This window comes from Actinomyces naeslundii (genome assembly GCF_001956585.1).
Classification (GTDB): Bacteria; Actinomycetota; Actinomycetes; order Actinomycetales; family Actinomycetaceae; genus Actinomyces; species Actinomyces naeslundii.
The window spans coordinates 49,242-62,339 of the sequence record NZ_MSRR01000018.1; the positions used below are offsets into that span (position 1 = coordinate 49,242).

Consider the following 13,098-nt stretch of genomic DNA (forward strand, 5'->3'; position numbering starts at 1 on the left):
AGGATAGAGGCATGGACCTGTCCGTTGTCGCCATCGTGGCCACCATCGCAGCCGGTGTGGCCATCCTGGTCGCAGTCGCTGCCGTCTTCGCCGCGCGGCGCTCGACGGCGCACGCGGACCTGGCCCTCAAGGAGGCCTCACGGATCTCCCGGGCCAGCATCTCGCGGATCAACGAGGTCCAGTCGGAGGCGAGCTCGGCCCGCCTGGCGGCGCGTCACGCCGCCGAGCGACTGCGCTCCATGACCAAGGAACGCACGACGCCGGACAGTGTCGCCGCCTACCGCGTCTTTCTGAGGGAGGTCGTCGAGGACTCCAAGCACCTCCTGGGCCCCGAAGGCACGGGAACCATGAAGAATGAGGCGCTGGACCGGCTGCGGGTGGGGGCGCTCGTGGGCGGCTCGGACGAGGTACTGCGGGCGCTGCGCAACTTCGCCCTGCTGCGTACTCAGCAGCCCGAGGCCCCCTGGCCCAGCGCCTACGCCATGGCCTACGCACGCCTGGAGTCCGACCTGGTCACCGCGATCCGCAACGACCTGGGATCCTCCGAGGAGTCCCTGACCGCCGACCAGATCTGGGGAGCGGTCAACGCCCGCTGCGTCGACCCGGCCTTCCGGCTGGCACTGCTCAGCCCCCTGGAGGACGTGCTGCGCAACGCCGGACAGGACCCCACCCATTACGACCTCGACCACCTCATCAAGCCCGCCGACCGCTTGGGTCTCTTCGGCTCCACTGGGGCCGTCGGACCGACCGCCCCTGCACGGTCCGTACCTTCCGCGCCTCCTGCCGGCGCCTCCGCCCCCCAGCCCCGACGGCGCTCGCGGCGTGCTCCGAGCTGGGTGACGCCAGAGGCCTCGGTGGGGGTCGCCGAGACGGTTGAGCAGAGTGCTCCAGCAGCAGAGGCAACGCCACGGACAACGACAGAGACGGCCGGAGGAGCAACGACGGCCAGCACCGGGCTGCCCGACTCCTCCGACGTCGTGTGGGCTCCGCTCAGCCCAGGAGGTCGAGGCTCGCGCGCCACCACAGCCACCGGCGCAGCACCGACCGCTGCACCCACCGGATCACCGGCTGCCACGTCCGCGGGAACCTGGGAACAGGCCGTTGCGGGCCAGCGGGCCACGGCCGCCCCTCGCACCGAACCTGCGCAGCCACATCCTGCGAGCCCAACGAGCCCTCGGGAACCAGGGCCTCAGCGTCCCGTCTTCGAGGACCCGACACCCAGTCGCATCTCCCGACGTCGCCGCAGTCAGGGCCCCCAGACCGCTCCGTCCACTGAGGCGGCCGCCGTCCCCGGGACCGAGCTCGCCTCGTCGAGGACCGCCACAGCCGCGCCACCCTCGACGCCGGCCTCGATGCCGTCCGAGGGAGCAGTCGCAGCAACGGCCTCAACGGCGTCGGCCGCTCCAGCCGGGACCTCGACAACGTCGGCCAACACCGAGGAGACAGAGCCCGTCTTCGCTCCGGCCTTCCCCGAGGCGCTGACCAGGGGCCGTGCGGCTGAGCCGAGCGCACCGATCGCAACAGGCGTGCCCTCCGCAGCCGCCCCGGCACAGCCCGCACCGACGCAGCCGCGATCCACCCGCACTCGCGCGAGCTCAGCGTCCAGGCCCCCAGCCGCCTCTCCGGTGAAGGCCACGGCAGTCGCCGCCCAGACGGTCACGGTACCGACGGGGCCTCAGGCAGGTTCGCAGCCCGCCAGCCCTGCCGCGTCCGCACCGCTCACCGCCGCGGCAGGGACCGGTGGCTACGGCATCGTCCCACCCCGGGGCGCGACGGAACCATCCGCACAAGCACCGGGCCACGCCGGTGGTCCCCTCCCCGCCTCATCGGGTCCTCCCGGCCTCAACGTCCCCCAGCCGGCCGATCAGGGCTCCGCCGTGGCCGCAGCCGGTGCCGTCCCCACCAGCGCCGTCGGATCTCACCGGGCACCTGCCGTCCCGGCACGTACGGCCGCTCGAGCCGGATCCACCCACGCGGCAGACCCGGACACTCAGCAGACCGTCACCGTCACAACGGGTCCTTCGGCAACGGCTGCAACGACGTCGGCGAGCGCACCGGCGTCCGAGGCCTGGTCCTTCACTCCCCCGTCCTTGCAGGACTCCACTGAGATCCCCCAGGCTCGCGGCGCCTGAACCAACCTCTCCGGCCACCGGGTCGTTCTCCCCATCCCATCCGGGCCCCCGGCCCCGCCCACCGTGACAGAATCCGGGTGCGGGAAGCCACCCGGCTTCCGCAGAAGGGAGCCGGCACGTGAGCGTCTTCGCCTGGTGCGCGATCATCGGCTGCGTCACGCTCCTGGCCGGTGTCATGCTCGACGGGGTGCTGGACGCGTTCCTCCCCGACGGGTTGGTGCCGGTTCTGGCTCTGCCGGTAGCCGTGTTCGGTGCGATCGGCATGGTGATGACGGCGATGTCCGGTTCCACCGCCACGCACGTTCCAGTGGCGATGGTGTGGGGAGTCCCGACAGCGCTGGGGATCGCCTCGGGCGCGGTGACACGCTGGCTGTGGAACCGTCTGAGACGGACCATGCCGCTGGATGCGGCTCCACCCACCGCCGCTGAGCTCGTCGGCGAGAAGGTCACCGTCCTGTGGTGGAAGGACGGCAGCGGCGAGGTCCGTGCCATCACCCGCGGCAACCAGCTCACACTGCCGGCCCGCTCGGAGGAGCCGTTGCGTTCGGGCCAGAGCGCCTGGGTGCTCGACGCCGTCGACTCCACCCTCACCATCACTCCGTGGGGGCAGGTCGACAGCTGAGCGCCGCCAGGTGGCGACGTCGGCCTCCGCCGCCCCATCCCTTCATCTTTCCCCAGCTCCCGATAAAGAAAGGAACACCGCATGGACGCAATGCTCATCGGCGCCATCGTCATCATCGTCATCATCGCGCTGCTGGTAGTCGCCTACCTGTTCAGCCGGATCGTCGTCGTCCCCTCCAACCTCACCGGCCTGATCTCCGGGTCGAACCGGGGCACGGTCAAGATCATCCACCCCGGTGGGCGCGACTTCGTCCTGCCGGTCATCCAGACCATCCAGTACCTGCCCTTCACCCAGACCACGATCGGTTTCAAGGTCACCGCCGAGGACGAGAACAAGATCCATGTCAACGTCGCCGCCGTGGCCGCCGTCAAGGTGGGTGACTCCGACGAGCAGGTGCGCGCCGCGGCCAAGCGCTTCCTGGGCAAGCCCAACACGGACCAGGCCATCGCCGACTCCGCGCGGGAAGCGCTCATCGGCTCCCTGCGCTCGATCATCGGGCACATGACGGTCACCGATCTCATCTCCGACCGCGACGCCCTCCAGCGCAACGTCTTCGACGACGCCAAGAGCATCATGGCCAACATGGGCCTGGAGATCGACATGCTCCAGGTCTCCGAGATCACCGACGCAGGCGGCTACATCGAGTCCCTGGGGGTGCCCGAGCAGCAGCGCGTTGAGAAGGACGCCCGCATCGCCCGGGCCAACGCCGAGCGCGAGGCCCGCGACGCCGAGGTCACCTCCCGTCAGCAGATCGCCGAGCGCGAGCGCGACCTGTCCCTGCGTCAGGCCCAGCTCAAGGCTGAGACGGACAAGGCCCAGGCCGACGCCGACTCCGCCGGCCCGATCGCACGCGCCGCCAAGGAACGCGAGATCGCCATCATCGGTCAGGAGGCCGCCGAGGCCAAGGCCGCCCTGACCGAGCGCGAGCTGGACTCCACGGTCCGCAAGCCCGCCGACGCCGCTCGCTACCAGCGTGAGCAGGAGGCTCAGGCCTCCAAGACCGAGGCACTGCTGCGAGCCCAGGCCGATGCCGAGCGCACCCGCCTGGATGCCGAGGCCCAGGCTCAGGCCACCGTGGCCCGCGCCGAGGCCGAGGCCAAGGCAACCGCAGCCCGGGCCCGCGCCGAGGCCGACGCGATCGCGGCCCGCGGTCAGGCCGAGGCCGACACGATCCGCGCCGCCGGTGAGGCAGAGGCCAAGGCCATGAGTGACAAGGCCGATGCCCTGGCCAAGTACGGCGAGGCCGCCACCCGCCAGATGCTGCTGGACAAGGCCCCCGAGATCGCCCGGGCCCTGAGCGAGCCGCTGGCCAGCGTGCGCGACCTGTCGATCATCTCCACCGAGGGCGCCTCCGCTCTGCCCAAGGCCGTGGCCAGCAACGTCGAGCAGCTCGATGTCATCCTGCGCAGCCTCGTGGGCACCGGCCTGACTGACATGGTGGGCACCCGCCTGCCGGGCTCCAGTTCCTCCGACGGGCAAGAGGGCAATACCCCGGTCGACGTCGTCGATCACCAGGAGGGCTGAGAGTCAAGCTGCCGATAGGCAAAACGGCGACTCCTGATGCGGCCGGGTGCAGGATTTCTGCGCCCGGCCGCGTAACATGTCCCCAACAATCTTCCAGACCCATCCAGACTCAGCAACGGGCAGGTCAACATGCGACGTCGCGCCTTCCTCATCGCCGCACTCGGCACCACCATGGGCGCCAGTGCCGTGTCCTTGAGCGGCTGCGCCAGTATCAAGCAGCGCATCGCACGCGCGTGGGCCCCACAGTCAACCACGCTCCTTCACGCATCACTGTCCAAGCCCCCGAAGGCCACCGCCATCCCGACCGCCTTCGGCGCCGAGCCGGTGTGGCCCACGCGCATCGAGGAGAACAAGAATCGGCCGTGGCCCACCAACGCAACGATCGTGGCCGCCCACGGCTCCTTCCTCATCGCCTACGACATGGGCGACATCGAGAACACCGCCCTGTCCGGTGACCGCCCCATCATCGTGGACCTCACCGGGCCGACGAACTACGCGATCGTCCCCGACGACTCCGAGCACGGGTACCGCATCGAGCAGATGACCCCGCCTCCGATCACTGGCGTTATCGAGGAGAACCGCGTCGCCCCCAGTCCCGGCACGCTCGTCACCGAGCAGTTCATCAGCGCCGGCGTGTGCGACGACGAGTTCGCCTATCTCATCACCGGCACCGAGGTCGTCAGGACCGGCCGGCCGCCCGAGAACCGCGGGCGGATGAACCTGCTCAAGATCCGTCTGGCCAACCGCAGCATCGTTGCCAGCACGTTGCTCGGGGAGGGACTCGCCCTCAAGGCGAAGGAGGCGACCTACCGCGCCGGCTCCTCGATCTCGCTGACCTCCGACGGCGCCAGCCTCCTGGTCACGAGCAGCATCCCGCACCGAGCCCTGAAGCTGTCTGCGGCCGACCTCTCCGTGCAGCTCGACCTCGCCTCGACGACGTCCCAGAACTTCGGCGCGGTGGACGGCGGGGAGGCGGTGGCCCTGCTCAGTGACGACGGCAGGACCCAGACGGCCGTCGTCACCCTCGCCGATGGCGTCACCCACCCCTTGGAGAACATGAATGCCTGGATCGTACACCAGGGCTACCTCTACGCCGTCGGCAGCCGCACGAGCGATCGCCCCGGCTCCGAGCGAATCATCAACCTCGCCACCGGCGAGCAGGTCGAGCTCGAGGAGATGCCGGACGACTACGTGGAGCACAAGCAGGCGACCGTGAGCGCGAGCAACGGCGTCATGATCAGAAAGAGCGACTACATCCAGGTCCGCAGGAACGGCTCCGCAACCGCAGTCCTCTCCCGGAAGTCGACTGAGAAGGAGTCCTACAGGAGTGCGGCGATCTACAGGTCCGTCCTCTACCTCACCCTCAACGGTGGCCGTCTGCGCCTGGTCGACCTGAACACCGGCAAGGTGATCCAGGAGTCCAAGACCAGCAATCCCAACGAGATGGTGACGGTGACACCCTACGGCTTCTGCAACGAGATCAACTTCTACCCGGCCACCGCCTGGCAGTCCTGAGCCCGTTGCCAACCGCAACAACCCAGGAGACGTCGACGCCCAGGACCCGCACCGAGTCAATGCGGATACCTGTGGGGCACAGCTGGACGGCTCAGATGTCCTCGAGGACCTCGCCCTTGGTCTCCCGGGCCAGCATGTAGATGAGACCGCCCAGGACCAGCATGGCCGCGAAGAAGAGGAAGGCCGGGAAGACGGCCGCCAGCGGGTGCGCCAGCTCCTTGAGGTTGTCCGAGCCGATCATCGCCCCCATGAGCAGCGGGCCGACGATCTTGGCGACCGCGCCGATGCCGTAGCCCAGTCCGAGTCCCGTGCCTCGGGCGTCATTGGGGAACTGCTCACCGCCGAAGGCGTTGAGGATCCCGAAGGCGCCGTCGCCGAAGCCCATGGTGACGCAGATGCCGGTGAAGAAGATGATCCAGGAGGTCTCCCAGTGGGCGGAGAAGGCCACGATGACCGCACCCAGGGCGCCGATGATGCCGAAGGAGAACATCGTCCAGCGCCGCCCGATCCGGTCGGCGAGCCAGGCCGAGGCCAGTCGGCCGAGGAGATCCACCAGGGAGACCCCCATGAAGAGCGTGCCCACGGTGTCGGCGTTGATGTCGTCGAAGCCGACCTCCAGGAGCGTCTGTCCCCAGGACTGCACGGTGAAGGACCCCAGGATGAAGCAGAAGGAGCCAATCGAGACGATGAGCAGGGGCCTGAGGTGCTTGCGGAACAGCTCGGAGTAGGCGATGCGTTGCTCGGTCTCAACCGGGGGCAGGGCGCCCACGGCGTCGGGGCTCAGCTCCAGGGCCCAGGCGATGGACTTGCGGGCCTCGCGCTCGCGACCCTGGGAGAGCAGGTAGCGGGGCGACTCCGGAACGATCCTGATCCAGGCCAGCAGCAGGATCGGAATGGCACCCAGGGCGATGAGACCGCGCCAGTTGTCGTGCATGGCGCGCTGTCCCAGGGAGCCCAGGAAGAGCCCCAGGGGGATGAACACCGAGCCGAGCCCGGCCAGCAGACCGCGCTGCCTGGTGGGGACGAACTCCTGGACGTAAGGAATGGAGACGATATTGAGGCCCCCGACGCCCACGCCGACCAGCACCCGTAGGAGGGCGAGCATCATCCACCAGCCGGTGGGGGTGAACACCGAGGCCAGGGTGAAGATGGTGAAGAGCAGGACGCACCAGAAGAAGGTGCGTCGTCGGCCCATCCGGTCGGCGGCCCGGCCCCACATGACCGATCCAAGGACCGTCCCCAACCCGGAGCAGGCCAGGATGACACCGGTCTCGAAGCCGCCCAGGCTCCACTCCTTCTGGAGCTGGACGACGGCGAAACCGATGAGGAACATGTCGAAGAACTCCGAGACGTTGGCGACGATCGCCAGTCCGATAATGCTTCGCTGGTGGCCCGTCAGGGGCCGGGAGTCGATCTGTTCAAGGGCGCTCATGGCGACAGCTCCCGGTGCCGCGCGTCCCGATGCGGTACTCATATGCGGTCCAATCTACGGTGAGCGATGGCTGAACCCTCGATCGTCCGCGGCATTGACAATGAACACGCGCCCATCCGTGTACTTGCCCGGTTCTACAGAAGCGGGAAGGATCAGCCGTGATGCCCGACCGCAGGTGCGCCAGCACGGTGCTCGCGGCCACGAGCAATATGCACCCTCATGCACAAGGAGTCCTCAGTTATGAGCGCTGAGCCACTGCTCACCGATCTTGACCGTCAGGCCATCGCGGTTTCCAAGGCGCTGGCCGCCGACGCCGTGGAGAAGGCCGGGTCGGGCCACCCCGGTACGCCAATTTCTCTGGCGGGGGTGGCGTGGCTGCTCTACCAGCGTGAGATGGTCCACGACCCGACGGACCCGGGCTGGCTGGGGCGCGACCGGTTCGTCCTGTCCATCGGGCACGCCTCACTGGTGCAGTACATCCAGCTGTTCCTGGCCGGCTACGACATCGATCTGAGTGGCTTCACGGCCTTCCGCTCCCCGGCCGGTCTGCCGGGCCACCCCGAGTTCGGTGAGGTTCCCGGGGTGGAGACGACCACCGGACCGCTGGGGGCGGGCTTCGCCAACGCGGTGGGCCTGGCCATGGCGGCGCGCCGCGAGCACGGGCTGCTCGACGCCGGCACCCCGCTGGGCGAGTCGGTCTTCGACCACTTCGTCTACACGATCCTGGGCGACGGCTGCATGCAGGAGGGCGTGACCTCAGAGGCCGCCTCCCTGGCCGGTACCCAGCAGCTGGGCAACCTCATCGCCATCTACGACGACAACGACATCTCCATCGAGGGCAACACGGACATCGCCTTCACCGAGGATCCCTCGGCACGCTTCGAGGCCTACGGGTGGCACGTGCTCGACGTCGACTGGCGCACCGGCCCCGACGGCTACGCGGAGGACCTCCAGGCGCTGCACGAGGCCATCGTGGCGGCCCGCGCCGAGACCGAGCGGCCGTCACTGATCCGTCTGCACACGATCATCGCCTGGCCCTCGCCGACCAAGCAGGGTCAGGAGTCCTCCCACGGCGCCAAGCTCGGGGGTGAGGAGGTCGCCGGGCTCAAGCGGGCCCTGGGCCTGGATCCCGAGCAGAGCTTCATCCTGCCCGACGACGTCGTCGCCCACGCCCGGAAGCAGGCCGCCGAGAGCACCCGGGCCGCCCGAGCGGTCTGGGACGAGCGCTTCACGGCATGGCAGCAGGCCAACCCCGACGGCGCCGCGCTGCTGGAGCGGCTTCGGGCGCACCGCCTTCCCGAGGGCCTTCAGGCCGCCCTGCCGACCTGGGAGGTCGGCCAGTCCCTGGCCACCCGTGCGGCGTCGGGCAAGGTGCTCTCCGCGTTGGCAGACGTGGTACCTGAGCTGTGGGGCGGGTCGTCGGACCTGGCCGGCTCGAACAACACGAGTATGGCCGACGAGCCCTCCTTCCTTCCCACTCCCCTGGCGCAGGCCGACGGTGACGGGCCCTTCGGGCGCACCATCCACTTCGGTGTGCGCGAGCACGCCATGGGATCGATCCTCAACGGCATCGCCCTGGACGGTCTCACCCGCGCCTACGGGGGCACCTTCATGGTGTTCTCCGACTACATGCGCCCGGCCGTGCGCCTGGCGGCGCTCATGGGCATCGGCTCGATCTTCGTGTGGTCCCACGACTCCATCGGCGTGGGTGAGGACGGCCCCACCCACCAGCCCGTCGAGCACCTGGCGGCGCTGCGCGCCATCCCGGGCCTGGCCGTGGTGCGGCCCGGGGACGCCAACGAGACCGCCGCGGCCTGGGCCGAGATCCTGGCCCGTCCGGACCAGCCGGCCGGCATCGCCCTGTCGCGTCAGAACCTCACCGTGAACGCCTCCGCCAGCGCCGCGGCCGAGGGCGTGCGCCGCGGCGCCTACGTCCTGGCCGAGGCCACCGACGCAGGCGGCGGCCAGACCGACCCCGAGGTGGTCCTGATCGCCACCGGCTCCGAGGTCGGCGTGGCCGTGGCGGCCCGCGACGTCCTCCAGGAGCAGGGCACGCCCACCCGGGTGGTCTCCGCCCCCTGCCTGGAGTGGTTCGCCCAGCAGGACGCCGCCTACCGGGACCAGGTACTGCCGGCCGGTGCCGCCAAGGTCGCCGTCGAGGCCGGCATCGCCCTGGGCTGGCGCGAGATCGTCGGTGACGCCGGCGAGATCGTCTCCCTGGACCACTACGGCGCCTCGGCCGCCGGCACCGCCCTGTTCGAGGAGTACGGCTTCACCGCCGACAACGTCGCCCAGCGCGCCCGCCAGGCCCTGGCCCGCACCCGCGGCTGACTCCCGGCCCCATCACCACCGAGCCGGTCGTTCTTCAGCTAGCCATACGGACAATCCGTGGGGCTACCTGAAGAACGACCGGCTCAATGTGTGAGAAATATATGTCACGGGGATACTACTCCCCATACTGAACAGGTGACGCGCCGGAAGATTTTGGGCACGCTGGGTCCGGTCGCGCCGCCGGGCGCACTGCGACACCATTCCCCGAACACAGAAAAGGCCGTCTCTCATGAGCGCACAGCAACCCGCCCAGAACGCCCCCCAGATCCCTGACAGCAACGACTCCGGTGAGGACCAGCCCCTGCGCACGCGCTACTACTACCTCATCATGACCATCATGGTCGTGATCGGCGTCGTCATCGATATCGCGATCTTCATCGGAATCATCACGAACGCCGAGGGGAGGGTGCGCATCCCCTACCTGGTCTTCATTCTTCCCGTTGTCGGTGCTCTGGCGGTCGGCAGGTTCGCCGACGCGGCCCTGGCCAAGAAGTCTCCTCACCTGGTGCCCGGTTACGTGGCCCCGCAGTACCAGCCCTATCCGGGTGCGGCCCCTGCACAGCAGGGCTACGGCCAGCCTCAGCAGCCGCAGTACGGACAGGTCCCCACCGGTCAGGCTCCCCAGAACCAGCAGCCCTATGACCAGGGAGGGCAGCCGGGGCAGACCGGCCCGGTCGGCTACTGAGGCCCGGAGGGCGCCGAGCAGATGCCCGAATAGATGTCGGTGGGGCCCGATACGCTCCCGTCATGCCCGCATCGAAGAGCCCCAAGGCGCCTAAGGTCTCCTACCACTGCACCGAGTGCGGCTGGTCCAGCCCCAAGTGGATGGGCCAGTGCCGGGAGTGCCGCGAGTGGGGCACCCTCGAGGAGGTCCAGTCCGCCGGCACCTCGGGTGGGGCCGTCGGCGGCAGTGCCCTGGCCGCGGCCAGTGCCGTGCGACCGACGGTGTCCGCCCGTCCCATCGGGGAGGTCAGCGCCACCGAGGCCAGGGCCCGCCCCACCGGGGTGGGCGAGCTGGACCGGGTCCTGGGTGGCGGGATCGTACCGGGCGCCGTCGTGCTGCTGGCCGGCGAGCCCGGCGTCGGGAAGTCCACGCTGCTGCTCGACGTCGCCGCGAAGGCCGCCGCCGTGGCGCGCGAGCGCGGGGACGGGCCGGTCCTCTACGTCACCGGTGAGGAGTCGGCCTCGCAGGTGCGGCTGCGGGCAGAGCGCATCGACGCCCTGGATCCGGGGCTGCTCCTGGCCGCGGAGACCGAGCTCGGGTCCCTGCTGGGGCACGTGGAGGCGGCCGGCCCCTCCCTGCTGGTGGTGGACTCGGTTCAGACCATCGCCTCGGCGCAGGTCGAGGGCAGTGCCGGAGGCGTCACCCAGGTCCGGGCCGTGGCCGGCGCACTCATCGCGGTGGCCAAGGAGCGCAGTATCCCGGTGCTGCTCGTGGGGCACGTGACCAAGGACGGCGGGATCGCCGGACCCCGGGTCCTGGAGCACCTGGTCGACGTCGTCGCCCAGTTCGAGGGCGACCGCCACGCCCGCCTGCGCCTGCTGCGGGCCGTCAAGAACCGCTACGGCCCCACCGACGAGGTCGGCTGCTTCGACCTGGGCGAGCGGGGCATCGTGGGGCTGGCGGACCCCTCGGGCCTGTTCCTGTCCGCCGCCCGCTCCGAGGTGCCGGGAACCTGCGCCACCGTCACCCTCGAGGGGCGCCGGCCCATGCCGGTGGAGATCCAGGCGCTCGTGGCCTCCACCAACGCCGGCTCGCCGCGGCGCACCACCTCCGGGGTGGACCACTCGCGCACGGCCATGGCGCTGGCGGTTCTCAGCGCCCGGTTGCGGGTGGACACCTCCAGCACGGACGTCTACGTCTCCACCGTGGGCGGGGCGCGCGCCGTCGAGCCGGCCACGGACCTGGCAGTGGCCATCTCCGTGGTCTCGGCCGCGCGCAACCTACCCACACCCGCCGGGCTCGTGGCCTTCGGCGAGGTGGGGCTCACCGGTGAGGTGCGTGCCACCGTCGGCATCCAGCGGCGCCTGGCGGAGGCCTCCCGACTCGGCTTCGACCGGGCGATCGTACCGCTGGCGGGCTCAGCCGAGCTGCGCGAGGTCGCCGGGATGCAGGTCCTTCCGGTCTCTCACGTAGGCGAGGCGATGGGGGCGGCGCTGCCTCGTTAACAGCGTTGACGGCGCAGCCGTGAACCGATCCGCTCGACGGCGCAGCCGCACGCAGCCAACAGACCGAGTGGTCCAGTGTGGGAAGGCCCTCTCCGAGAGGCGGCCCGCCTGCCGATACCATGGAGCCGTGAGCACCGATGGGTGCGCGCTCAACCAGATGGCCTGAAGCCAGAAGGTTCGAGACGCTCGTACCGCCCCGGTGAGCACTCACCGTGCGAGTCCTTACCCCGGGTCACCGTGAGATCAGGAGAGATGATGATCGAGGCCGCTGGCCAGCTGCGCGAGACGCTTGCGCTCGTCGCTCCCGGCACCGTCCTTCGCGACGGCCTGGAGCGGATCCTGCGCGGTCGTACCGGAGCGATCATCGTGCTGGGCTTCGACCCAGTGGTCGAGGCCATCTCCTCAGGCGGCTTCCACCTCGACGTCGAGCTCTCCGCGGCCCGCCTGCGCGAGCTGGCCAAGATGGACGGCGGCGTCGTCGTCGACATGGACACCGCCCGGATCCGGCGCGCCAACGTCCAGCTCCTGCCCAACGCCTCGATCCAGACCTCGGAGACGGGCATGCGCCACCGCACCGCCGAGCGCGTGGCCCGCCAGACCGGCTACCCAGTCATCTCCGTGAGCCAGTCGATGCGGATCATCTCCCTGTACGTGGACGGCAAGCGCCACGTTCTGGAGCCCAGCGAGTCCATCCTGGCCAGCGCCAACCAGGCCCTATCCGCCCTTGAGCGCTACAAGGCCCGTCTCGATCAGACCTCCGCCGGCCTGGACTCCCTGGAGATCGAGGACCTCGTCACCGTACGCGACGTCACCTCGGTGCTCCAGCTCATGGAGATGGTCCGTCGCATCTCCGACGACATCGATTCCTACGTCCTGGAGCTCGGCACCGACGGGCGCCTTCTGGCCCTGCAGGTCGAGGAGCTCACCCGGGGCCTGCTGGCCGAGCACGGCTTCCTCCTGGAGGACTACCTGCCCGAGGGCCTGGACACCGCCACCGTGGATGCGCGCCTGAAGTGGGTGGGCTCCCCCGCCCTCCTGGATCTGGCGATGGTGGCGCGCTCCATGGGCCTGGGCGGCATCGACGGCCAGGACCTGGACGCTCAGGTCTCCCCGCGTGGACTGCGGATCCTGTCCAAGATCCCGCGCCTGCCCGTGGTCACGGCGCGCGCCGTCGTCGAGCAGTGGGGGTCCCTGCAGGGGGTCCTCGGTGCGACCATCGAGGAGCTCGAGGCGGTTGAGGGCGTCGGCGCCCAACGGGCTCGGACCCTGCGCGACGGATTGTCGCGGCTGGCGGAGATCTCCGTCGTCGAGCGCTACGCCTGAGCCCTCCAGGTTCCCTGAGCGCCGACGCCGACGAGCACCCGGCGCTGCCG

General features: G+C 69.9%; 9 protein-coding genes. 8 read left to right on the forward strand and 1 reads right to left on the reverse strand.

Going from position 1 to position 13,098, the window contains the following annotated elements; all coding sequences use genetic code 11:
* Positions 1–11: 11 nt before the first annotated feature.
* From BKH33_RS14140 to BKH33_RS08820, 4 genes are all read left to right on the forward strand, one after another.
* Entirely contained in the window at positions 12–2,132 is a 2,121-nt protein-coding gene (locus tag BKH33_RS14140; RefSeq protein WP_232621473.1) for a hypothetical protein, read from the forward strand.
* A 118-nt stretch (positions 2,133–2,250) separates the two neighbouring features.
* Positions 2,251–2,754 carry a nodulation protein NfeD gene (locus tag BKH33_RS08810; protein ID WP_003784997.1) on the forward strand — a complete coding sequence of 168 codons (504 nt, stop codon included), beginning with the start codon at positions 2,251–2,253 and terminating at the stop codon, positions 2,752–2,754.
* 81 nt (positions 2,755–2,835) lie between these two features.
* Entirely contained in the window at positions 2,836–4,278 is a 1,443-nt protein-coding gene (locus BKH33_RS08815) for an SPFH domain-containing protein (RefSeq protein WP_003785012.1), read from the forward strand.
* A 129-nt stretch (positions 4,279–4,407) separates the two neighbouring features.
* Entirely contained in the window at positions 4,408–5,793 is a 1,386-nt protein-coding gene (locus BKH33_RS08820; RefSeq protein ID WP_003785006.1) for a hypothetical protein, read from the forward strand.
* Positions 5,794–5,884: 91 nt separating this feature from the next.
* Here BKH33_RS08820 and BKH33_RS08825 read toward each other — a convergent pair whose 3' ends face one another.
* Positions 5,885–7,225 (reverse strand): MFS transporter, encoded by a 1,341-nt coding sequence (locus tag BKH33_RS08825; RefSeq protein ID WP_143228630.1) that lies wholly within the window; start codon positions 7,223–7,225, stop codon positions 5,885–5,887.
* 240 nt (positions 7,226–7,465) lie between these two features.
* Here BKH33_RS08825 and tkt point away from each other — a divergent pair, with 240 nt between their 5' ends.
* The 4 genes from tkt to disA all read left to right on the forward strand — a co-directional run bounded on the left by tkt (position 7,466) and on the right by disA (position 13,048).
* Complete coding sequence (gene tkt / locus BKH33_RS08830; RefSeq protein ID WP_167368385.1) at positions 7,466–9,556, forward strand: transketolase; 2,091 nt, start codon at positions 7,466–7,468, stop codon at positions 9,554–9,556.
* Between the two features lie 229 nt (positions 9,557–9,785).
* On the forward strand, positions 9,786–10,241 hold the full coding sequence (locus BKH33_RS08835) for a hypothetical protein (protein WP_003784992.1): 456 nt from the start codon (positions 9,786–9,788) through the stop codon (positions 10,239–10,241).
* Between the two features lie 62 nt (positions 10,242–10,303).
* The gene (radA, locus tag BKH33_RS08840) at positions 10,304–11,725 is read left to right on the forward strand and encodes a DNA repair protein RadA (protein ID WP_003785001.1); all 1,422 of its coding nucleotides are present in this window, start codon (positions 10,304–10,306) and stop codon (positions 11,723–11,725) included.
* A 252-nt stretch (positions 11,726–11,977) separates the two neighbouring features.
* Positions 11,978–13,048 (forward strand): DNA integrity scanning diadenylate cyclase DisA, encoded by a 1,071-nt coding sequence (gene disA / locus BKH33_RS08845; RefSeq protein ID WP_100219068.1) that lies wholly within the window; start codon positions 11,978–11,980, stop codon positions 13,046–13,048.
* Positions 13,049–13,098: the final 50 nt, after the last annotated feature.